Source organism: Streptomyces sp. NPDC060064, from assembly GCF_042736455.1.
GTDB lineage: Bacteria > Actinomycetota > Actinomycetes > Streptomycetales > Streptomycetaceae > Streptomyces.
Map to the genome: position 1 here is coordinate 121,640 of NZ_JBHWWF010000007.1, position 21,032 is coordinate 142,671.

The window sequence follows — 21,032 nt, forward strand, 5'->3', positions numbered from 1 at the left end:
GGCGTACCGACCGTCGGTCAGGGGCAGTTGCCGTCGGCGACGACGAAGTAGCCGACGGGTGATTCCTTGAGCGTGTGGGTGACGAAGGTGTTGTGGAGGCCCATGTTCTGCTGGGAGCCCTTGGCGTAGGCATGGCTGCCGTCGGTGGTGGCCCGGCCTGCCTGCACCTGGTGGTAGTTGTCGGCGGTCCAGCAGGCCGCCGCGCCGCCGGTGGTCGTGGCCGTGACCTGGCCGGAGCGTGCGCCTTCGGCCCCGGCCGCGTCGCGGGCGGCCACGCTGTAGTCGTGCCTTGTACCCGGGCTCAGACCCGTGTCGGTGAACGGGGCGCCCGACGGAGTGGCGATACGTGTCCCGTCCCGGTACACCGCGTAACCCGCCGCGCCCTCAACTGCCGTCCAGCTCAAGGTGATCGAGGTCTGGGTGGCACCCGTGACGGTGAGCCCGGCCGGGGCCGGCAGGCCGCCGGGATCAGGCGCGGAGCCGTCGAGGCCGAAGAACTCGGTGATCCAGTAGCCGGAGCAGATCGAGTCGATGAAGTTCGCGGTGCCGGTCTGCCCGCACTGCTGGGGCTCGCTGCCCGGGTCCACCGGCGTGCCGTGGCCGATCGCGGGCACCCGGTCGACCTCGACGACGACCCTGCCGTCCACCGCGAGATACTGCTCGCGGCGCGTCTGATTCGGCCCGAGGGTGGAGGTACGGTCCGGGCTCTGGTCCACTCCGTGCACCGCGGTCCACTGGTCCCGCAGTTCATCGGCGTTCTTCGGCACGACCGTCGGGTCGTTGTCGCCGTGCCAGACCGCCACCCGCGGCCACGGCCCGGAGTACGCGGGATAGGCGTCGCGGACCCGCTGCGCCCACACCGCAGGTGTACGGTCCACGCCGGGGTTCATACAGGTGAAGGCCCCCGTGTCCCTGGTGCAGTCGTACGGCAGTCCAGCGATCACCGCGCCCGCCTCGAAGACGTCGGGGTAGGCGGCGAGCATGACCGAGGTCATGCCTCCTCCGGCCGAGAGACCGGTGACGTACGTACGCCCCGCATCGGCGCCGTAGGCACTCTCGGCATGCGCCACCATCTGCCGGATGGACGCGGCCTCGCCCTGCCCTCGCCGGTTGTCGGCGGCCTGGAACCAGTTGAAGCAGCCGCTGGAGTTGTTCGCGGACGTCGTCTCGGCGAGGACCAGCAGGAACCCGTGCCGGTCGGCGAACGTCGTGAGCCCGGAGTTGTCGGCGTAGACCTGGGCGCTCTGCGTGCAGCCGTGCAGGGCGACCACGACCGCCGGATGTGCGGGGAGGGCGGCGGGCCGGTACACGTACATGTTCAGACCACCGGGATTGGCGCCGAAGCTGCTGACTCTCTCCAGGGGTACGGCCGCCTGCGCGGCGGGCGCCGGGGCGAGCCACAGGGTGGCGGCGAGCAGAGCGAGTACGGCGCCCACGCGAGGGGCGGCCCGGCGCATACCGGCAGGCTTGGGCGAGCTTGTGCGCAACAGCATCCGAGACCTCCCACAGACATACCAAGGTGCCGGTCACAGTAGGAACGGGCCGGTCGCCCGCGGAATGGTGACGCCACCCATAGCGGCGGCGACCGACGGCGGTGCGCGCACTGTTGCCCGTGCGGCGTACGCCTGCTAAGAGCCCGAGCCACCGACCGAACGGGCGAGGTCGGGCGGGCGGGCGGCACAGGCGACGTCGCTTTCCAGCAATCATCGCGCCCGCCGGCCGTCGGCCGTACGACGCCGGGACGTCGCCCGCCGCGGGGAGCCTGATGGCGCGACTACTTCCCGGCAGCGTGAGAAGCGGAGACCGACCGAGGCGATGGCCACATCCCATGGAAACCTCCTTCGGGGGCTGCCACTGCGACAGATCGCCTGCCTGGTGCCGATCGCTGCGGTCAGCATCTGGGCGGCCCAGCACTGGCCGCTCATCACGGCCGGCGGCAGCCAACTCCTGTCCGCCAACCAGTACTGGCTGCTGCTCGCTGTCACGCTCACCGTGCTGGGATGGGTCGCCGTATCCTTCACGCGCCAGGGAGCGACCCTCGAACGCCTCCCCCCGCTACGGCTGTTCGTGACGCAGTTCGCCGCGGGTGCCGCCAACCATCTCCTCCCGGCAGGGCTCGGCGCGGGCACGGTCAATCTGCGCTTCCTCCAACGCTGCGGACTCTCGCTGCCGCGCTCCTCCGCCGCTCTGGCCCTGCACATGCTGGCGGCGGGCACGGGGCGAGCCGTACTGCTGCTCGCTCTCCTCGCCGCCTCTCCGCACGCGCTGCAACTGGACGACCTCCTGCCGCACGCGGCAGGCCCGGTGCTGGTGGTGGCGGGATCTCTGGTGTGCGCGGTAGCGGTCGTGCTGGTGGCGGTACGGCCACTGCGCAGAGCCATCCGCGCGTTTGTCGACACCGCGCTGCGGGACGCGCGCACCGTGCACACCAGACCTGCGCGTGTGCTGGCTCTGTGGGGTGGCGCCGTGGCCTATCCGACCCTGCAGGCTGCGGGACTGGGCGCCGTGGCGATGGCGCTGGACGTGTCCATTCCGGCCGCCCATGTCGGGCTCGCCTATCTCGCCGGGAGCACGCTGGCCGCTGTCATCCCGACACCCGGTGGCATCGGCTCGGTGGACGCGGCACTCGTCATAGCGCTGGTCATGGCCGGGGTTTCGGTCGCCGTGGCCACCTCTGTGGTTCTCGGGTACCGGATCATCACGGTGTGGCTGCCGCTGCTTCCCGGTGCCCTCGTACTCGGTGTCCTGGTCCGCTCGAAGGTGATCTGAGAGCCGCTTGCGGCGCCGGTGCCCCGGGTCGGCCGACTGGGATCGGCCACTGCGGCCTGGCTGTGCCGGGACGCTGAGCGAAGCCCCTGCCATGATGCTCGGATGCGCGTACTTTTGCCGGTTCCCGACCGCGATTTCGACGTCACCGAGGTGGCCGTGCCCTGGCGGATTCTCACCGCCGCCGGGCACCAGGTCGTCTTCGCCACCGAGCGCGCGGGAACAAGGCCCGCCGCGGATCCGCTGCTGCTGACCGGCGTGCTCTTCGGCCAACTCGGCGCCGAGAAGGAGCCCAGGGACTTCTACGACGAGCTCACCCGGTCCCGGGAATTCGCCGCGACCGTGGGGTGGGCGGATATGAAGGTGGACGAGTTCGACGGGCTGATCCTGCCGGGCGGCCACGCGCAGGGGATGCGGCAGTACCTGGGCTCGGAGGTGCTGCACCAGCAGGTTGGCAGGTTCTGGGCGCTGGACCGGCCGGTCGGCGCGATCTGCCACGGCGTGCTGGTCCTGGCGCGGGCGCGTGCGGGCGTCGGCGGCCGCAGCGTGCTGGCGGACCGTCGTACGACCTGCCTGCCGAAGTACATGGAACGCTCGGCCTATCTCACCACCGCGTGGCGCCTCGGCCGCTACTACCGCACCTATCCGGCTTATGTCGAGGACGAGGTCAAGACCGCGCTGAACGATCCGGGCACCCTGTTCGAGCGTGGGCCCAGGGTGCTCACCGCACGCGGAACCGCGACCGACGACTCACACGCGTACGTCGTGCAGGACCGCAACTACCTCTCGGCCCGTTGGCCGGGGGACGCATACCTTTTCGGCCGCCGGTTCCTCGAACTCCTGGAAGCCTCCGGATCCGCCGGATCGGCGTAGAATTACGGAGAGAAGATTTTGCGTTCAATTACCTGCGACGCCGGAGGTAACCGTGGACGTCCTCGTGCTCATCGGTCGCATTCTCTTTTGCGTACTGTTCCTCAACTCGGCGGTCGGCCACCTCACCAAAGCGAAGGCCATGGCGGGCTACGCCGGCGCCCGGGGTGTCCCCGCCCCCGCGGTGGCGGTCCCGGCCAGCGGGTTCCTCCTCCTCGCCGGCGGACTGATGGTGGCATTCGGGGTCTGGGCGGACCTGGGCGCACTGCTCCTGGTCGTCTTTCTGGTCCCGACCGCGCTTCTGATGCACTCCTTCTGGAAGGAGACCGCCGAAGAGTCCAAAACAATGGAGATGGTCAACTTTTTCAAGGATCTGTCACTGGCCGGTGCGGCGCTGATGCTTCTCGCGTTCTTCTCCTATGTGGGCCACGATCTGGGACTCACCCTCACGGGCCCACTCTTCGACATCAGTTGATGGCTCAAAGCGGAGACAGCACTCGCGCCGCGACTACGAGGACCTGGTTCCCTGAGCAACCCGGTGAACCCCCGCCAGCTCGTCCCGGAAGGCGATGACCGTTTGCCGGGCGTGCCGCAGCCCGATCCGCTTGAACTCGCCCTCCAGCTCCGCGAGTTCCGCAAGCGTCGTGTCCGGTGCACGGCCGTGGCGGGAGCGGGACTTGATGAGGCCGAGGCGGGACAGCGCCGTTCCGCGGGGCTCGTTCATATCGCGGAATTCGCGCAGGGACAGTGTGTAGGCGACGCAGGCCTCCTCGTAACGGGCCGCACGGAAAAGGACGTTGCCGCGCATCTTGTGGTTGTAGGCGAGCGCGCCGGCCAGATCCATGTCACGGCAGATGGTTTCGGCTTCGGTCAGCAGCGTCAGTGCCCGCTCCGTATCGCCCTGCACGGACACCACGTCGGCTATGCCGCGCAGTGACCAGGCCCTCCCGCGTGCGTCGTCCGCTTCGTCCGCGATCCGGGCGCATTCTTCGAACAGTTCTAAGGCCTCTTCGTATGCGCCGGTGTTGCGGTGCATCTGCGCGATGCCGGACATCGCCCAGACTATGTGCCGGGATTCGCCGTGAGCCCTTGCCTGTGCGAGCAGTTGCTCGTGCATCTCCGCGACGGCCTCGTAGTCCCCCTGGATCCGCCCCGTCTCGGCGAGGCCTGCGAGCGAGTAGCCATGGGCGAGTCGATCACCGCCTTCGGCGGCGAGGTCGACGGCAGCGGCCAGCAGACGGCGGGCCAGCGGCAGGGCTCCGCACTGCCGGGCCAGCGTGCCACCGCTCCACAGTGCCCACGCCATCGCGCCCCGGTCGCCGGCCTGCCGGGCGGAGCGGTAGCTGTCGCGCCAGGAGTCACCGGCTTCGGCCACCCGGCCCAGCCGTCGGTTGGCCTCGGCGACGGCGAGCGAGGCCCGGGCGCGGTCGAGTGCCGAGACGGCGTTGCGCCGCGCGTGGCTCGCAGTGGCGAGCACTTCGTCGTACGAGGAATTGACGCCCAGCATCGAGCCCAGTTCGCCCTGGTATTCGGGGGCGAATGCCTTGCCGTACATATCTCCGTGGCCTCCTGATCATGGCGGTGACTGATCAAGAAGCTATGAGCCGGCAGGTATGCGGCGAATCCCCCGGCGTATGTGTCATCCGGTACGACCAAAGTGCTACGGGACCGAAGCCGATCATCATCGAGACGTACGGGGCACAGCCTCGACCTGCGAGAACGAGGAGTTCCCGGGCAGGCCGGACAGGGCAGAGCCCTACCCCGAGACTCGGCGCGGGCCAGGGCCGCACCGAGCTTTCCTCACCCAGGTCCTATTCGGCGATCTCCGTCCGTTCCCACCATTCGTAGACAGGCAACCGTCCCTCCGGGCTCTCCTGGTGCCGCGACGTGACCTTGAAGTGCTCGTACCCGCCGCGGTGCGGAATCTTCAGCTCTTGTCCGGGAGGGGTGATCGGGACGATCCGCTCCTGCAGATCATCCGGGCCACCCTCAAGGACTGCCTTGCTAGCCATGACCCCAGTCTTCCTATCCAGGCCACCACTCGCACCTTGGGCGGCGACAAAGGGTGGGGGACTCATACGTTCGGGTCACCAATGTGGCCAGCGCTCCGCATGGGACGTCGGCTGCCGCTACGACTTCTCCCATCGCGACTACCGCTGAAGCACCGGCCATGGCCTGTCGAACCTCCCCGCACACGGCAGAGCCCGCCGCGGCGGAGGGCCGGCTCAGGCCCATGATCCGTGTCGCGACGGGCTCGGCCCGTGGGGGGCGGCTTGTCAGGCGGTGTGCAGCGTCAGGCCGTACCGGCCGAGGATTTCGTTGATCGGCTGGTACCAGGTCTCGCCTCCGCCGCTGCAGTTGCCCCAGCCACCGGAGGTCACCCCCTGGGCCTGGTCGCCGCTGATGAAGGATCCGCCCGAGTCCCCGGGCTCGGCGCAGACGCTCGTCTTCGTCATCTGATGGACCGCGCCCTGGCTGTAGTTGACGGTCTCGTTCTTGGCCAGGACATTGCCGCAGTGCCAGTGCGACGTGGAGCCGGAGCGGCAGATCGAGGCGCCGACGGGGGCCTCGGCGGAGCCGCGGACCAGCTGGTCGGAGACGGTGCCCCAGCCGAGGACCACGGGGACGGTCCACCAGCCGTTGCCGACACTGACCCAGGCGTAGTCGTTGTCGGGGAAGGACGAGCCCTGGAACGCGCCGATGGCGGAGCCGTCCCAGCCGCGGACCGCCGCTCCGGGCTGACCGCAGTGCCCGGCCGTGACGAAGCCGCCGTACACGGAGAAGCCGATCGAGCACCGGACGTTGCCGGTGTAGTACGGGTCGCCACCCACGGTCCCGGCCGCGAAGGTCGTCGGCGCCGCCGTCACCTCCTTGACCTGGACCGGACCGGCTTGGCGGGCTCGGGCGAGGAAGTCTTGGACATCGTTGTCACGTCGCTCGGAAGCGACAACGTTCACGACGACACGGTTGGCCTTCGGGTCGACGTGCCAACTGCCGACACCGGCCGGGGCGGACAGCTTGTCGATCTTCTTCTTGGCCGAGTCCAGCTGTTGCGCGCTGTGCGTCACCAACCGGACCGAGGCACCCGTCGCGCGTACGGCGTCGGCGTGCAGCCCGTCGGTGACGGCCACGGTCAGCTTTCCGCTGTCCGCGTCGAACCAGGAGCCGCCGAACGACGCTCCTGCGGCGCGACGCGCCTTTCCTTCGACGGCGGCCGCCGTCTGCTCCGCCGTCAGGCGCGCCTCAGCCTGACTCTTCGTCAGGCCCAGGTCCTGTTGCATGGCGGCGAGCAGACCGGCGGAGGCCTGCGGTTCGGAAACAGGGGCGGGGGCGGGAGTTGCGGCAGCGGCCGGGGCGAGCCCGACAGCTGCCCAGGCGCCCAGGAGGAGAAGCGCGGACATACCGGCGCGTATACCTGTCGTGCGTCTCAAGGCTTTGACCCTTCGGTTGTTCCAGCTTCGTGGGGGATGGAACAGCGAGCACACGAGAGCGCTCTCACAGTGCGCCCGGCCGGAGCGTAGCGGAGCAGAATCATCAGGTCCATGCCAATGGACCAGGGCTGGGCCATGTTGGCCGGATTCCGAGCAGGGGCCCCGCGCGCTCGGGCGGCCCGACCATCACGCCCGCCATGCCCGTCACGCCCGCCACGCCCGTCACGGCCGCATCGCCGACACCGGCCACAAGCACCCGGCAGGTCACCCCGGACGAAGCGCTGCGCAAGTCGGCCGCCGGCAACCGGCGACGGGGAGAGCGGACCGACGCCCGGCTGCTCCCCGCACGGTCTCCTCCAACCTGCGGTGGCCTACCGGATGCGACCCAGAGGTGGCGGGAACCAGCCGTGACGGAAATGTGTCCCCCATGAGGACAGCAGGTGGGCTAGCGTGCGGCGGTCGTACACAACTCCGTGGCGGCGCATCCGACCGCCGGGAACCGTGGCGTCGAGGGGGGCAGGGATGAACGCGTGGTCGGTACCCGGGTACACCGAGTCCCGGGAGTTGGGCTCCGGCGGCAGCGGGCGCGTCGTCCTGGCCGTCCATGACGCGACCGGCTTGCCGGTGGCCGTCAAATACCTCAGCGAGAGGCTGCGGACGGATTCCGGCTTCGTTCAGGTGTTCCGGGCGGAGGCACGTCTGCTCGGCGGCCTCGACTCGCCGTATGTGGTGGGGCTGTACGAATACGTCGAAGCGCCGCAGGGCGCCGCCATCGTGATGGAGCTCGTCGACGGCATCGCGCTGCGCGCGCTGCTGCAGCGCGAGGGTGCCACCGGCCCCGAGGCGGCGCTGGTGGTGCTCAAGGGCTCGCTGCTGGGACTGGCCGCCGCACACCGGGCAGGTGTGGTGCACCGCGACTACAAACCGGAGAACGTTCTGGTCGCGGCGGACGGCTCGTCCAAGCTGGTCGACTTCGGCATCGCCGCGGGACGCGGTACCACGCCGGGAGTCGCCGGCACTCCCGCCTACATGGCTCCGGAACAGTGGAACGGGGAGCCCGCCTCACCGGCAGCCGACGTCTATGCCGCGACCGCGACGTTCTACGAGTGTCTGACCGGCCGCAAGCCGTTCTCCGGCGAGAACTTCGCCGAGCTGGCGCTGCAGCACATCAGCGCACCGGTCCCCGAGGAGGAAGCTCCGGAGCCGGTGCGCCCGCTGATCAGGCGCGGAATGGCGAAGGAGCCGGAAGGGCGGCCCGCGAACGCGGCGGCGTTCGTGGCGGAGCTGGAGGAGATCGCCGGGGCGGCCTACGGCCCGGACTGGGAGGAGCGGGGCCAGCGGAAACTCGCCGCGCTCGCCGCGCTTCTGCCGTTGCTCCTCCCCTCTGCTGCCGGCCAGGCCGCGGGGACCACCGAGCAGGCCACGACCGCCCTGGGCGGCGGCTGGGGCAGCTGGAAGCCGGGCCTGCGCGGGGTGTTGACAGGTATCGCCGCGCTGGTTGTGGCCGTGCTGGTCGCCGTTGCCGCGAAGGCGACCGGGGACGACCCGCGGCAGTCGACGGCCCAGGCCGTCGCCACCACCAGCGCGGTACCTGGCGCGTCGACCGCTTCGCCCGTCGGCCCGTCCGGCTCCGCGAGCCCGTCGCCTACGGGCAGCGTCTCCGCCGACAGCTCCCCTTCTCCGTCCGGCAGCACGGCCACCGGAACAGGCGGACCCATCACGCCCTCACCCGTGATGTCGTCGACTCCGGCCTCCCCGCCGTCGTCGTCCGCGCCGTCCACCGACCCCAGCACTCCCACCATCGCTCCGGTAAAGGTGAGGTCCGTCTCCGTCTCGAGCCTGCGCCAGACGAGTACGACGGGTGCCGCCGCGTCCATCGACGTCGTCACGGACGGGACCGGTCCCGTGACCATCGTCATCGAGTGGTTCACCGGCGATGCGAAGGGTGAACTGGGCTCGCAGGACGGCTCGCAGACCTTCGAGCGCAGCGGCGCGACGCAGTACACGATCGCGCTGGACCACACCTTCCGGGGTCGGGCCTGCTACTGGGGAGTCCGGGCGACGACGAACCCGACCGCCGCGAATGGCAGTTCCACGCAGCAGATCCTGACCCGGCGGTGCAGCATTCAATGAACGATCCACGTATCCCCCACGACCGCGCGCCTGGTTCCCCCGGCGACGTCGCACCGGCGCGCGCCGGGCACGACGGAGTCGGCGAAAGCGACGGCTACAGCGCGACCGCGCTGGGCAGCCACTGGTTCGAACATCCGGGCCCGGAGGAGACCGCGTCGGTCGCGCCGGAGAACGCCACCCTGGTCCAGGCCGCGCAGCCGGAGAACGCCACCCTGGTCCAGGACGCGCCGGAGAACGCCACCCTGGTCCAGGACGCGCAGCCGACGAGCGTGGCACCCGACCGTGTGGAGGGCGAGGTACTCCGCTTCGGCCCGGGAGTGACCGCGGTCGTCCGGAACCGGAACCGCGACAACACGACCGCCGCACTCTGGCACGGGACACTGCCCGGCCGGCCCGCCGGGCCTGAGCCCCGTGAACGCCGCCGCGGTGGGCTCCGGCGGTACGCCCTGGCAGCCACGGTGCTGCTGGCCGTGCTGGCTTTCCTCGCCTGGCAGCGGTACGGGCCCGGCCTGGCCGTACGGGACGTGGCGGTGCAGACCGCTGCGGAGGGGCCCGGCTGCGAGGGCACGGCCGACGTCGTGGGTGTGCTGGAGACCAACGGACGGCCCGGCACCGTGACGTATCGCTGGGTGCGCAGCGACGGCACTGAGTCGGGCCTGCTGCGGGAGAAGATGACGCGCGGTCAGAAGCAGGCACATCTGCATCTGCTGTGGACGTTCCGCGGCCGGGGCGAGTACCGGGCCGGTGCGGAGCTGCGGATCATCTCGCCGTCCCGGCACACGGTCGCCGTACAGTTCAGGTACCGGTGCGTCTGAGCCTCGACTGGCCCGGCGCGGGGGGCCGCACCCACAGGCCCGGAGTCAGGCCGGACGGTGTGCGATGACGCCGAACATGGTCACGGACATATGCAGAGCGTCCTGCTCGGCGGCCGCGGTGAGGTCTGCGTACAACCGGTCCCGCTGCTTTTCAGTGATCTGCTCGCGCCGCACGGCGGCCACGCCGAGCATCCGGATGAGTGGCCAGTTGACCTTCCTTGTGCTCTGGATGAGCGCCTGTGAGCCGAGGTCGTCGATCTCCAGCCCCGCTGCGGCCAGCTGACCGGCCAGCTTCCGCCCGGCGTACGGGTTGGCGGCCGCCGAGAGCGCGCCGCCGGTCAGCTCCGCGACCACGTCGGCCTCGCCGGGGTGCAGGATCGTGGTCGCCCAGTCGGTGTCCAGCAGCGCGACCCGCCCACCCGGCCGCAGCACCCGTGCGATCTCCGCGGCCGCCTTCTCCGGCTCGGTGAGGTGCTGGAACACCCGCTCGCACCAGACCACGTCCACATCGGCATCGCCCATCGGCAGCGCGAGCGCGTCGCCGTCCACGAATCGGGCCGGGCTGCCGGCCTCGGCCGCCCGCTGCTGGGCAACCGACCGTAGTCCGGGGTTCGGTTCAACGCCGATCGCGTCACCGCCCGGTGTCACTGCCGCCGCCAGCACCAAGGTCTCCGACCCGGTACCGGCTCCGATGTCCACCGCTCGCTCGCCGCGCCGCGCGGCGACACCGAGGTGCGCCCACTCGCGCAGTCGCCGCACGCCCTCGCTCGCCGCCTGCCCGTCCAGCGCGCCGACCAGCCGCTCCGTGTCCGCGCCGCCGATATTGTCCGAGTGAAACGCCGAGGTCGGCCGCGAATCCGCCATGCCGACCACTGTAGTTGTCCCCTGGACCGATGCCATGAGGCCGATGAGTTTCGCCGGCTGCGGCAGTCGTCAGTGGTGAACGAGTGCCGACCTCCGGAGGCTCTGGAATGAGGGACCTGATCGTCACCGAGAACATCACGGTGGATGGCGTCGTCGAAGCGACGGAGGGCTGGTTCGCGCCGGCCGGTGACGGGCCGCAGGTCGACCGGTCCGACCTCGAGGCAGCACTTCGTGCACATATGGAGGCTGCCGACGCGTTTCCGGTTGTTCGTGTACCCGGTCGTCCTCGGCGGACACGGCCGGCGGTTGTTCGCGGACGCGAGCGAGATCGCGAAGCTGCGACTGGTGGAGACCCGGCCGTTCGGCTCGGGCATCGTGCTGCTGCGCTACCGGACGGTACAGCCGGCCCCGCCGCCTTCGTGACCGGCCGTAATGTGCGGGAAGGCGTCGCGGGACCGTTGCCCTCGCGACGCTGCGCGCAGCGGAGGCGCACCCGGGAGTGCCGTCGTACGCTCATCGTCATGACCATCGACCGGCGCATGCTGCTCCGCGGCATGGGCAGGGCAACCGCGGCAGGCGTGATCGGTGCCGCACTGGCCGCCGGCAGCAGCGGCAGGCCACCCACGGCGGCTCGCGCGGAACGCCCCACCCGCCCGCGGCCCCGGCCCGCCACCCCGTGGGCCACCGCTCAGCCGGCCGTCGTACCGCGCGCTGCCTGGCAGACCCACCCGATGCCTCCCCATAGGCCCGAGCTCTCCGCGACCACGGTCAAAGCGGTCTTCATCCATCACACCAACAGCGGAAACGACTACTCCCGGCGAGAGGTCCCCAATCTCATCCGCTTCCTCTCCGACGACCACATGGAGCGCCGGGGCTGGGACGACGTCGGCTACAACTTCTTCGTCGACCGGACCGGCACCATTTACGAGGGACGCTCCGGGGGCATCGCCGATCCTGTCGTCGGCGCGCACACCCTGGGCTTCAACGTCGGCACCGTCGGCATAGCGGCGATAGGCAGCTATGGCTCCGGTTCGGCCGTGCCCGAGCCGATGCTGGAGGCGATAGCCCGGCTCGCCGCCTGGAAGCTCGGTCTGTACGGGGTCGACCCACGCGGCACGACGCCCCTGGTCTCCACCAACGACGGCAGCAAGTACCCGAAGGGAAAACAGGCCGTCTTCCACACGATCTCCGGGCATTGCGACGGCTACTGGACACGGTGCCCGGGTTCCGGGCTCTACACACGCCTTCCGCAGATCCGCGAACGCGCCGCCCGCCTCCAGGGCCGCACCGACGCGCCGGCGGCCCGCGCCGATGTGCCGTCCTGACCTCGTCAACCGGCGTATGCAAGCCTGGCATCGGACTTCTCGGCCCAGCGCACCGCGGGTCCCATGGCAAGTCCGGCTGCCAGGAACAGCGCGCCGAGCAGCAGCCATCCGGGGACGCCCCAGTCGACGATCAGGGTGGTCAGCAGCAGCGGGCCGAGCATCCGGGCCACGGAGACGCCGGTACCGAAGAAGCCCTGGTACTGCCCTTGTTGGCCGGCCGGGGCCAGGTCGAAGCTGATCTGCCAGGCACCGGCGGACTGCATCATTTCACCGGCGACCTGAAGTACCGCTCCGGCCAGCAGTACGGCCACGGCGACCCAGGCGGCTGGTCCCGCCGCCGCCGAGAGGGCGAAGACGGCGCAGGAGGCGAGCATCACCGCGCCGCCGCGCCGGACCGTGCGGGTGGCGCTGGGCAGGTCGGTCACCGCGGCGGCCGTGCGGACCTGGAAGAGCATGACGGCTCCGGTGTTGAGCACGAGCAGGGCGGAGACGCTCCAGCCGTGCGCCGAGGTCCGTTCCACGATCCACAGCGGGATGGCCAGGCTGATGAGGGGCATCCGCAGCAGCATGACCATGTTGAGGAACGAGACCAGCGCGTACGGGCGGTCGCGGAGCACGGCGAGTTCGGGACCGCCGCCGGTGGTCGGGGCTGCGGGCTGCACGGTGGGCAGCCGCAGCAGGACGACCGCGCACAGGGTGAAGGCCGCGGCGTCCATCGCGAAGACCGAGAGATAGGCCTCGCGGGTGCCGAAGTGCAGGGCGACGCCGCCGGCTGCGGCACCGACGGCCAGGCCGGCGTTGAGCGTCGACTGCAGGTAGGCCAGGGTCTCGGTCCGTTCCTCCTTGGCCACCAGACCTGCGAGCAGCGCCTGCCGGGCTGCGGCCAGGCCGCACTGGGCTGTTGCGTAGCAGCAGGCGGCCAGCAGGAACGGCGCGAAGGAGCGTACGAAGAGGAAGGAGGCCACCGAGGTGGCGGTCGCCAGTGCCAGGAGCACAGCGGTGGAGCGGGGACCGCGGCGGTCGGCCAGGTGGCCGAGGGGGACGCCCGCGACGGAGCCGATGGCCCAGGCGACGGTGAGGCCGAGGCCGATCTGGGCGGGCGAGAGGCCGACGATACGGGAGAAGTAGAGGGCGGAGCAGACGTAGTACGCGCCGTCGCCCAAGGAGTTGATCAATTGCGCCACGGCCAGTATTCGTGGGGACCCGCTCGGCGGCACGATCCGGAGAGACATGGGGCTCCTTGGCTGAGGGGCGACCTGCCTGCCGGTCGCGCTGCCCCTTACCCTAGGAGACCAAATGGCCCCGTATGCAGGCCATTTCACTGCTGATTGACTGGGCCACTCTGTTTCCGTACCCGTCCGTCGTGACAGCGAATAGGGTGGGTGCGTGACCGAGCTCTGGAAGCCCTCCGCCGCAGGTGTCCTCCGGCTTCCTTCCGGCCGTGCGGTCCGGGGCCGGGGCCTTCGGCGCCCTCTTCCGGACGGGCCGAAGCCCGCGTACGGCGTGTACCTGCTCGGCAAGCGGCCTCCCGAGGTCCCGTGGGAAGCCCGGTGGCTGCGCTGGCCGGATTTCCGGCTGCCCAGCAGCCATGCGGATGCTCAGGCTGCCCTCGGCGAGGCATGGGCCCGCGCCGGTGTCGAACGGGTCGAGATCGCCTGCGGCGGAGGCCGTGGCCGGACCGGAACAGCCCTGGCCTGCCTTGCCGTCCTCGATGGAGTGCCGGCGGACCGGGCGGTGGACTTCGTGCGCCGGCATTACGACGCCCGCGCGGTCGAAACCCCCTGGCAGCGACGCTATGTGCGGCGCTTCTCCGACTGAGTGCGGCTGAATTCGGCTGCCCCGGGCCGGAATTGCAGTAACGGTGGGTAAGTGACCAGTCTCACCGCGCTTGGTCCCCTGCGCGCGTTTCCCGCCCGTTTCCGACTGCCATGATCCCTACTGATGCGGGGTCAGTTGGCTCCGCGCGGACCGAAACAGGCAGTAGAAACAGGGGCGTTGGCGTGAGAGATACGTGGTTGCGGCGGGTGGCGCGAAGGCGTGGGGACAGCGGTGGGGGCTCCGCTCCACGTGGGCCGGGGACGGCCCGCTCCGCTGCCGCGGTGGCCGCGGCGGCGGTGCTGCTCGGCCAGCTGCTCGGCGGGCACCCCGCCGCAGCGCAGACAGCCGCGTTGCCGGGATCCGCGTACCCCCTCGTCCTCGACGTGGATCTGACGCCGAATCCGGTGTGCAGCGGACCGGTCCGGGGCCGGGTGCAGATGTACGACCCCGCCGCGGCGAAGGCTGGCGTCACGGTGGAGTGGCGGGTGCGGGCGGGGCAGGAGCAGCTGGCCGGCGGGCAGACCGTCATGGACGCGAACGTGTCCGCGGCCGAGTTCAGCATCCCGTTCGACCGCGTACCGGCGGCGAGCACGGCGCTGCAGTTCGACGCGCGCGTGCTCCACTCGTCGGACGGACGGGAGCCCGGCCCGTACGGAAAGGTCTGGCGGGACACCGTCCGGCGGGGCTGCGACCCGGTGCGCGTGGCATCCGTCGGCGACTCCGTCGTATGGGGGCAGGGTCTGGACCACGACCAGAAGTTCCCCTATCTGACGGGTGAGCTGCTCGGCCGCGAGACCGGCCGGGGACATCAGCACATGGACTACTCGATCTCCGGCGCGGTCCTCGACGCACCCGAGCTGCCCGCGGGCAACGACGACGCCGGCTGCCTGCGGATGCAGGAGAAGCAGGACCCGGACGGCGACGGGGAAATGGAGTTCGGCGAGGTCACTCAGCAAATGCCTGACGTGTTCTGCCAGTTGGAACAGGCGGGCGCGCAGGCGCGGGCGGGCGGATACGGTCTCGATCTGGTCGTCGTCAACGGGTGCATCAACGATATCGACCCCTTCTTCGGCATCGGCGTCGGCATCACACCCGGCTCGAAGAAGCTGCCCGAGGCCGTGCGGCGCGAGTGCTCCGGCATCGGCGCGGCAGCCGAGAACCCGGCCAAGGATGTGCCGTACTTCAGCGGCGCCAAGGTCGGCTACGGCGGCCGCGGTATGCAGGCGGCGATCGAGAAGGCGCATTCGCTGCCGGGGCGGCCCAAGGTGCTCGTGGCCGACTTCTACTACGCGCTGAGCCGCAGCAGTTCGCCCGTACCGGTGAAGACCTGCACGGCACCGGGGGTTGCCGGTGCCCGGCTGGGGGCCTGCAAGGGCGCGCTCGGCGGTGTGGCCGAGCGCTACGAGCAGTACACCCAACTGGCCAACGACGCCTACCGGCAGGCGGCCGCGGCGGCCAACGCCGCCTCCTCCGACGGCCCGTACGCGATTGCCGCCGACGGCCTGTTCTCCCGGGACAATGCCGTGCTCGCCCCGCACTCCAAGGTCTGGGCCACTCCGGTCTCCGACCCCGCGTTCCCGCTGCGCACGCGGGCCTGCCCGGAACTCAGCGGGACTCCGGCGCAGTGTCTGTCCGCGGCCGTCGCCCATCCGGACATCGTCGGCGCCCGTCAGTACGCCGACGCTTTCCTCCTCAACCCGCGCCTGCGCCAGTGGTTCCACCTCCCGGCCGACGGCCCGCACGCGCTGCTGGACGCCCCGAAGGACGGGCACACCGGGAGCCCGCTTCGACTGAGCGCGACCGTGGACGGGAAGGAGCCTCCGGCCGGATACAGCTATCGCTGGTACTTCGGTGACGGCACCCAGCAGGAGACCAGCGAGGCAACCGTCACCCATGTATTCGATGGGGAAGGACCCTTCCTGCCACGCCTGGTGCTGACCGCCCAGGACGGCCGACAGGTCCTGAGCGAGGCCGCGGAACCCGTCACGGTGAGCTGACGGTTTCGCACGAAGGGGAGTCTCGGCGGCGGTTCGCGAATGCGGGCCGCCTCCGAGCCGTCCCGGACGCCCGCCCATTTCGTCGCCTTGACGATAACAGCCCCGGCCTATATCGTCTGACTGACGAAAAAGGGGGAAGCTTTCATGGCCGACATCATCAAGCGCCTGGGATGGCGCCATCTCCGTACCGCGCCCACCGCCCACGTACGCCACTTCCGGCGCGGGCGGCTCGTGCACGACGGGCCGGGACTGAGCTTCTGGTTCCGTGCGCTGACCGCCGCGCTCTCCGAAGTCCCGGTCGACGACCGGGAACTGGCCATGGCCTTCCATGCCCGCACCTCAGACTTCCAGGACGTCAGTGTGCAGGCGACGGTGACGTACCGGATCAGCGAACCGGCCACCGCCGCCGCCCGTCTGGACTTCTCGATCGATCCGGACACCGGCGTCTGGCGCGGCGCCCCGCTGGAACAGCTGTCCACCCTGCTCACCGAGACCGCACAGCAGCACGCGCTGGACGTCCTGGCCCGTACGCCGCTGGCGGCAGCCCTTGTCGACGCGTCGCGGCGGTCCTGGAGCGGATCACCGACGGTCTGGCCGCGGAGCCCCGGCTGCCCGCCACCGGCATCACCGTGGTGGCCGTCCGCGTGGTCGCCCTCCGCCCGGAACCGGAGGTGGAACGGGCGCTGCGCACGCCCGCGCGCGAGCAGATCCAGCAGGAGTCGGACCGGGCGACGTACGAACGCCGCGCCGTCGCCGTGGAGCGCGAACGCGCCATCGCCGAGAACGAACTGGCCAGCCGGATCGAACTGGCCCGCCGCGAGGAGCAGTTGGTCGAGCAGCACGGCACCAACGCCCGCCGCGAGGCCGAGGAGAACGCGGCGGCGGACGCCGTACGGGCCGAGGCCGAGGCCGCGCGCACGGTACGGCTGGCTACGGCGGAGGCCGAAGCGGCACGCGAAGTCGGGCAGGCGCGGGCCCAGGCACAGGCCGCCTGGCTGCGGGTGCACGCCGAGGTGGACGCCGCCACTCTGCACGCGCTGGCCGCGACCCGGGTCGCCGAGAACCTGCCGCGCATCGACAGCCTCACCCTCTCCCCCGATGTCCTCACCGGTCTGCTGGCCAAGCTCGGCCGGGCCGCCGGCGCGCAGTCGTGAGTCTCGCGCCGCGCGCGGTGCTGGTGCACCGGGCCACCGAGTACGAGGAGTTGCTCGCCCGGCACGGCACCCATGGCCAGGCCGACTTCTTCCTCTCCTCGCGCGGCCGGAGCATCCAGGAGGTGACCGAGCGGCATCACCGTGCGCGGCGGGCGCTCGCCGATGTGGCGGCGGCGGTTCCGCCGGCATGGCGGCAGACCAGGGTGGAACGCGCGGACCTCGACCGTTTCCTCTTCGGTCCCGAAGACGTGGTGGTCGTGGTGGGCCAGGACGGTCTGGTGGCCAACGCCGCCAAGTATCTGTCGGGTCAGCCGGTGGTGGGGATAGATACCGACCCCGGCCGCAACCCGGGCGTGCTGGTACGCCACCGTGCGGCCGACGCCGCCAAGTTGCTCCCGGCGGCCGCGTCCGGCGGAGGCGCCGTCGACGAACTCACCATGGTGGAGGCGGTCGCCGACGACACCCAGCGGCTGCTCGCCCTCAACGAGATCTACCTCGGCCCGCCCGGCCACCAGACCGCCCGCTACCGGCTGAGTACCGGTGCGGACGCCGCCCGCACCGAACCCCAGGCCTCCTCCGGTGTCCTGGTGGGCACCGGCACCGGCGCCACCGGCTGGCTGCGCTCCCTGTGGCAGCAACGCGGCAGCAGCCTGCCGCTGCCCGGTCCGGCCGAGGCCCAACTGATCTGGTTCGTACGGGAGGCCTGGCCGTCGCCCGCCACCGGCACCACACTCGTGGAAGGCGTACTGGCACACGCGGAACAGCTGCGGCTGACCGTCGAGTCGGACCGGCTGGTCGCGTTCGGCGACGGGATCGAGACCGACGCGCTGGACCTCACCTGGGGCCAGACGGTCCGTCTCGGCATCGCAGGCACCGCACTGCGGCTGCTCCACTGACCCAACCGCCGGTGGGTGCGGGCCGTCGGCGGTGGGCTCGGGCCCGCGTCAACGCAGGGCGCTGGCCCGCGTCGACGCCGGCGCGGGCCCGCAGCCGGTCCACTCGGCGGTACGAGCCCGCGCCTACCCCTCGTACGGCCGCCGGTACGCTGTTGTGTCTATGCGCCGCTTCCCTCACACCGGCCACCTTCACCACAGGCGGCCCCTCCTGGCCGCCCTCGTCGTCGGTGCGGCCCTGTCCGGGGTCGCCGGCTGTGCGTCCGAGACCGGCGCACGGGACGGTGGCGTGGCGCCCAGCCTCTCGCCGCCCATCAGCGCGCAACCGCTGTGGCCGCAGTACGCCCCACCGTCGCCGCCCGCGGCAGGCGAGACCAGCCCCTCGTACAAGCGGTACCTGACCGTCGACGGCATCACCGTGCCCGCGGGCGGGCTCAGGAAGGTGGCGGTGAAGGAGTTGCTGGAGAAGGACCCCAATGTGCCGCAGTTGGTACGGGCCGCGATGAAGAACTGCCCCGGCTCCGGCTGCGGTCTGCGCAACCCCGCCTACCGGGACCTGACCGGGGACGGCCGGGACGAGCTGGTGGTGGCGCTGGATGAGGAGTCGGCCGGGCTGACTCTGATTCAGGTCTACTGGGCCTTGGGCGGCACGGTGCGCCCGGTGCTGATCAGTTGGGGGCCGATCGGGCTGACCGGCGAGACGTTTGGCCACGACCTGGTGCTCACCTCGACCGGCGACGACGGCCGGTTCACCACCCGCTACCGGTGGAACGGCGCGGTGATGACCGCGGGCGTCCCGCAGGACCGGGCCGGCGACCCGGCGGGAACGGGCTCAGGCTCGGGCCCGAGCGCGGGCACGGGCACGGGTTCGTCCATGAGCTTGCAGAGCACGAGCCCGCCGACAAGGACACCCCGATGACCCCGATACCGCCGACGACACCCTCCTTCGCCCCGCCCGGCTCCGCGGCCGAGGCGCATCTGCTGCTCGTCGAGGACGACGAGGTGATCCGTAACACCGTGCGGATGCTGCTGGAGCGCTACGGCTTCACCGTCTCCACCGCGGGCGACGGACTCACCGGCCTGGAGATCTTCCGCGAGCGGCGCCCGGACCTGCTGCTGCTCGATGTGATGCTGCCCGAACTCGACGGAATCGGGCTGTGCCGCAGAATCCGTGAACTGAGCCTCGCGCCGATCCTGATGATGTCCGCACGCGGTGACGCACTCGACGTCGTATCAGGGCTGGAGGCGGGCGCCGACGACTATGTCGTCAAGCCCTGCGAGAGTGCCGTACTCGTCGCGCGGATCCGCTCATTGCTGCGCCGCGCCTCCTTCACCCCGGCCGCCGGCCCGGACCGCGAGAGCGAGGACGACACGAGCACGCTGGTCTTCGGAGATCTGACCATTGACACCCGCGGCATGGAGGTATGGCGCGCGGGGCAGGCGCTCGCCCTGACCCCGACCGAACTTCGGATGCTTCTCGAATTCGCGGCGTCGCCCGGCGTCGTTCTGGAGCGCCGTACGCTGCTCAGCCGGGTGTGGGACCACGCCTGGCACGGCGACACCCGCGTGGTCGACCTCCATGTACAGCGCCTGCGGGCGAAGATCGGCGCCGAACGGATCGAGACGGTCCGCGGCTTCGGCTACAAGCTGCGGCGCTGAGATGGCACTGAGATGGCGGATCGCCGCCCTGGTCGCCGTGGCCATCTGCGCTGTCGCCGCAGCCGTCGGCGTACTGGTCCACCACGCCTCGCGCGACCGTGAACTGTCGCAGGCCCGCGACAGCGCCCGTACGACCCTCGACCGGGCGGCCGTCACCTACGCCCGCACGGGCGCGGTGCAGGGCACGGGTGCCGCACTCGACGCACCGGGCCTGCCCGGGGACTTGCGGGGGCTGGTGGCGAAAGGCCGCCAGGGAACGGAGTTCACCACCGCAGAGGAACGGCCCGCAATGTGGGCTGCCCGTCCGGCAGGTGGCCGGGTGCTGTCCGTCCGCGTCGATATGAGCACCACCATGCGGGACATCCGCGCCCTCGATACCAGCATCGCCTGGGCCAGTGTGTTCACCACAGCGGTGGTGCTGCCGCTCGGCGTACTGACCGCCGGACGGATGAGCCGCCGGTTGCGCACCGCCGCCGGCACCGCCCGGCGTATCGCGGCCGGAGACCTCGATGCCCGGATCCGCGCCGCAACCCGCCCGCGCGACGAGATCGCCGAGATTTCCGCCGCCGTGGACACGATGGCCGCCGCTCTGCAGGAACGGCTGCGCGGTGAGCAGCGTTTCACCGCCGACGTCGCCCATGAACTGCGCACCCCGCTCATGGGCCTGGTCACCGCCGGCGAACTGCTCCCCGAGGGGGAGGCGGCCGGCTATGTACGCGACCGTGTACGGGTACTGGCCACGCTGGTCGAGGAACTCCTGGAGATCTCCCGGCTGGACGCCGGTGCGGAACAGGCGGATCTGTCCCGCTGCCCGGTCGGAGCCCTCGTCGAGGAGATCGTCGCCCGCGCCGGCCTGTCCGTACACCTTCTTACGGAGGGGCCGTCCGCGGCGGGTGGGGAGGCGAAAGTCTGGACCGACGCGCGCCGGTTGGAGCGCATCCTCACCAATCTGATCGTCAACGCGCACCGGCACGGACGTCCTCCGGTCACCGTCACGGTCACCGCGGACGGCCGCACCGTGACCGTCGAGGACCGTGGCCCCGGCTATCCGGACACCATGCTCAGAGACGGGCCGCAGCGCTTCCGCACCGGAGCGCGCGCCCGCGGCACCGGTCACGGACTGGGGCTGACCATCGCGCTCGGCCAGGCCGAAGTCATCGGCGCCACCTTGCAGTTCACCAATGCACCTGGCGGCGGTGCCGTCGCCGTACTCCACCTCCCAGGCCTCGGCCCGGACACCGCGTGCGGGCCGGAGACGGAGACGGATACCCAATCGGCCGACGGCCCGGGGCCGATACACAGCTGAT

At 71.0% G+C, this 21,032-nt stretch carries 19 protein-coding genes and 1 pseudogene; 14 read left to right on the top strand and 6 right to left on the bottom strand.

Annotated features, from left to right (window positions below; all coding sequences use genetic code 11):
- Window positions 1-17: 17 nt before the first annotated feature.
- On the bottom strand, window positions 18-1,493 hold the full coding sequence (locus ACFWDI_RS11605; RefSeq protein WP_385303105.1) for a PHB depolymerase family esterase: 1,476 nt from the start codon (window positions 1,491-1,493) through the stop codon (window positions 18-20).
- Window positions 1,494-1,815: 322 nt separating this feature from the next.
- On the opposite strand from ACFWDI_RS11605, the gene ACFWDI_RS11610 reads away from it, so the two are divergent.
- From ACFWDI_RS11610 to ACFWDI_RS11620, 3 genes are all read left to right on the top strand, one after another.
- Window positions 1,816-2,769, top strand: coding sequence for a YbhN family protein (locus tag ACFWDI_RS11610; RefSeq protein ID WP_385303106.1), 954 nt, complete (start codon window positions 1,816-1,818; stop codon window positions 2,767-2,769).
- A 102-nt stretch (window positions 2,770-2,871) separates the two neighbouring features.
- Entirely contained in the window at window positions 2,872-3,639 is a 768-nt protein-coding gene (locus ACFWDI_RS11615) for a type 1 glutamine amidotransferase domain-containing protein (protein WP_385303108.1), read from the top strand.
- 52 nt (window positions 3,640-3,691) lie between these two features.
- A complete protein-coding gene (locus tag ACFWDI_RS11620; protein ID WP_327328591.1) occupies window positions 3,692-4,111 on the top strand; it encodes a DoxX family protein in 420 nt (139 codons plus the stop codon).
- A 33-nt stretch (window positions 4,112-4,144) separates the two neighbouring features.
- Here the strand turns inward: ACFWDI_RS11620 and ACFWDI_RS11625 are convergent, their stop codons facing one another.
- The 3 genes from ACFWDI_RS11625 to ACFWDI_RS11635 form a co-directional block, all read right to left on the bottom strand.
- Complete coding sequence (locus ACFWDI_RS11625) at window positions 4,145-5,191, bottom strand: tetratricopeptide repeat protein (protein ID WP_385303110.1); 1,047 nt, start codon at window positions 5,189-5,191, stop codon at window positions 4,145-4,147.
- A 256-nt stretch (window positions 5,192-5,447) separates the two neighbouring features.
- A complete protein-coding gene (locus ACFWDI_RS11630; protein ID WP_327327658.1) occupies window positions 5,448-5,648 on the bottom strand; it encodes a DUF5988 family protein in 201 nt (66 codons plus the stop codon).
- Between the two features lie 264 nt (window positions 5,649-5,912).
- Window positions 5,913-7,037 carry a S1 family peptidase gene (locus ACFWDI_RS11635; RefSeq protein WP_385303111.1) on the bottom strand — a complete coding sequence of 375 codons (1,125 nt, stop codon included), beginning with the start codon at window positions 7,035-7,037 and terminating at the stop codon, window positions 5,913-5,915.
- A 552-nt stretch (window positions 7,038-7,589) separates the two neighbouring features.
- Here ACFWDI_RS11635 and ACFWDI_RS11640 point away from each other — a divergent pair.
- Entirely contained in the window at window positions 7,590-9,200 is a 1,611-nt protein-coding gene (locus ACFWDI_RS11640; RefSeq protein WP_385303112.1) for a protein kinase, read from the top strand.
- A complete protein-coding gene (locus ACFWDI_RS11645) occupies window positions 9,197-10,015 on the top strand; it encodes a hypothetical protein (RefSeq protein ID WP_385303113.1) in 819 nt (272 codons plus the stop codon). Before ACFWDI_RS11640 ends, ACFWDI_RS11645 begins: the two co-directional genes overlap by 4 nt.
- 45 nt (window positions 10,016-10,060) lie before the next feature.
- On the opposite strand, the gene ACFWDI_RS11650 is transcribed toward ACFWDI_RS11645, so the two are convergent.
- On the bottom strand, window positions 10,061-10,879 hold the full coding sequence (locus ACFWDI_RS11650) for a methyltransferase domain-containing protein (RefSeq protein WP_385303114.1): 819 nt from the start codon (window positions 10,877-10,879) through the stop codon (window positions 10,061-10,063).
- A gap of 231 nt (window positions 10,880-11,110) precedes the next feature.
- Between ACFWDI_RS11650 and ACFWDI_RS11655 the strand changes: the two genes are divergently transcribed.
- Window positions 11,111-11,302 (top strand): hypothetical protein, encoded by a 192-nt coding sequence (locus ACFWDI_RS11655; protein ID WP_385303116.1) that lies wholly within the window; start codon window positions 11,111-11,113, stop codon window positions 11,300-11,302.
- Between the two features lie 98 nt (window positions 11,303-11,400).
- Entirely contained in the window at window positions 11,401-12,204 is an 804-nt protein-coding gene (locus ACFWDI_RS11660) for a peptidoglycan recognition protein (protein ID WP_385303117.1), read from the top strand.
- Between the two features lie 5 nt (window positions 12,205-12,209).
- Here the strand turns inward: ACFWDI_RS11660 and ACFWDI_RS11665 are convergent, their stop codons facing one another.
- On the bottom strand, window positions 12,210-13,436 hold the full coding sequence (locus ACFWDI_RS11665) for an MFS transporter (RefSeq protein ID WP_385303118.1): 1,227 nt from the start codon (window positions 13,434-13,436) through the stop codon (window positions 12,210-12,212).
- Between the two features lie 154 nt (window positions 13,437-13,590).
- Here ACFWDI_RS11665 and ACFWDI_RS11670 point away from each other — a divergent pair, with 154 nt between their 5' ends.
- From ACFWDI_RS11670 to ACFWDI_RS11700, 7 genes and pseudogenes are all read left to right on the top strand, one after another.
- Window positions 13,591-14,022: a protein phosphatase gene (locus tag ACFWDI_RS11670; protein WP_385303119.1), complete on the top strand. Its 432-nt coding sequence runs from the start codon at window positions 13,591-13,593 to the stop codon at window positions 14,020-14,022.
- Window positions 14,023-14,303: 281 nt separating this feature from the next.
- Window positions 14,304-16,019 (top strand): PKD domain-containing protein, encoded by a 1,716-nt coding sequence (locus tag ACFWDI_RS11675; protein WP_385303120.1) that lies wholly within the window; start codon window positions 14,304-14,306, stop codon window positions 16,017-16,019.
- A 144-nt stretch (window positions 16,020-16,163) separates the two neighbouring features.
- A pseudogene (locus tag ACFWDI_RS11680) lies at window positions 16,164-17,173 on the top strand (SPFH domain-containing protein).
- On the top strand, window positions 17,170-18,069 hold the full coding sequence (locus tag ACFWDI_RS11685) for a hypothetical protein (protein WP_385303122.1): 900 nt from the start codon (window positions 17,170-17,172) through the stop codon (window positions 18,067-18,069). The pseudogene ACFWDI_RS11680 and the gene ACFWDI_RS11685 overlap by 4 nt, the downstream one beginning before the upstream one ends.
- 160 nt (window positions 18,070-18,229) lie before the next feature.
- A complete protein-coding gene (locus ACFWDI_RS11690; protein ID WP_385303124.1) occupies window positions 18,230-18,985 on the top strand; it encodes a hypothetical protein in 756 nt (251 codons plus the stop codon).
- A complete protein-coding gene (gene cseB, locus ACFWDI_RS11695) occupies window positions 18,982-19,725 on the top strand; it encodes a two-component system response regulator CseB (RefSeq protein WP_385303125.1) in 744 nt (247 codons plus the stop codon). The genes ACFWDI_RS11690 and cseB overlap by 4 nt, the downstream gene beginning before the upstream one ends.
- Window position 19,726: 1 nt before the next feature.
- Window positions 19,727-21,031 carry a sensor histidine kinase gene (locus tag ACFWDI_RS11700; protein ID WP_385303126.1) on the top strand — a complete coding sequence of 435 codons (1,305 nt, stop codon included), beginning with the start codon at window positions 19,727-19,729 and terminating at the stop codon, window positions 21,029-21,031.
- Window position 21,032: the final 1 nt, after the last annotated feature.

Coding starts and splice junctions, on each gene's coding strand:
- ACFWDI_RS11605 (WP_385303105.1), bottom strand. CDS start 1,493: ATGCTGTTGCGCACAAGCTCGCCCAAGCCTGCCGGTATGCGCCGGGCC.
- ACFWDI_RS11610 (WP_385303106.1), top strand. CDS start 1,816: ATGGCCACATCCCATGGAAACCTCCTTCGGGGGCTGCCACTGCGACAG.
- ACFWDI_RS11615 (WP_385303108.1), top strand. CDS start 2,872: ATGCGCGTACTTTTGCCGGTTCCCGACCGCGATTTCGACGTCACCGAG.
- ACFWDI_RS11625 (WP_385303110.1), bottom strand. CDS start 5,191: ATGTACGGCAAGGCATTCGCCCCCGAATACCAGGGCGAACTGGGCTCG.
- ACFWDI_RS11630 (WP_327327658.1), bottom strand. CDS start 5,648: ATGGCTAGCAAGGCAGTCCTTGAGGGTGGCCCGGATGATCTGCAGGAG.
- ACFWDI_RS11635 (WP_385303111.1), bottom strand. CDS start 7,037: ATGTCCGCGCTTCTCCTCCTGGGCGCCTGGGCAGCTGTCGGGCTCGCC.
- ACFWDI_RS11640 (WP_385303112.1), top strand. CDS start 7,590: ATGAACGCGTGGTCGGTACCCGGGTACACCGAGTCCCGGGAGTTGGGC.
- ACFWDI_RS11645 (WP_385303113.1), top strand. CDS start 9,197: ATGAACGATCCACGTATCCCCCACGACCGCGCGCCTGGTTCCCCCGGC.
- ACFWDI_RS11650 (WP_385303114.1), bottom strand. CDS start 10,879: ATGGCGGATTCGCGGCCGACCTCGGCGTTTCACTCGGACAATATCGGC.
- ACFWDI_RS11660 (WP_385303117.1), top strand. CDS start 11,401: ATGACCATCGACCGGCGCATGCTGCTCCGCGGCATGGGCAGGGCAACC.
- ACFWDI_RS11665 (WP_385303118.1), bottom strand. CDS start 13,436: ATGTCTCTCCGGATCGTGCCGCCGAGCGGGTCCCCACGAATACTGGCC.
- ACFWDI_RS11690 (WP_385303124.1), top strand. CDS start 18,230: ATGCGCCGCTTCCCTCACACCGGCCACCTTCACCACAGGCGGCCCCTC.
- cseB (WP_385303125.1), top strand. CDS start 18,982: ATGACCCCGATACCGCCGACGACACCCTCCTTCGCCCCGCCCGGCTCC.
- ACFWDI_RS11700 (WP_385303126.1), top strand. CDS start 19,727: ATGGCACTGAGATGGCGGATCGCCGCCCTGGTCGCCGTGGCCATCTGC.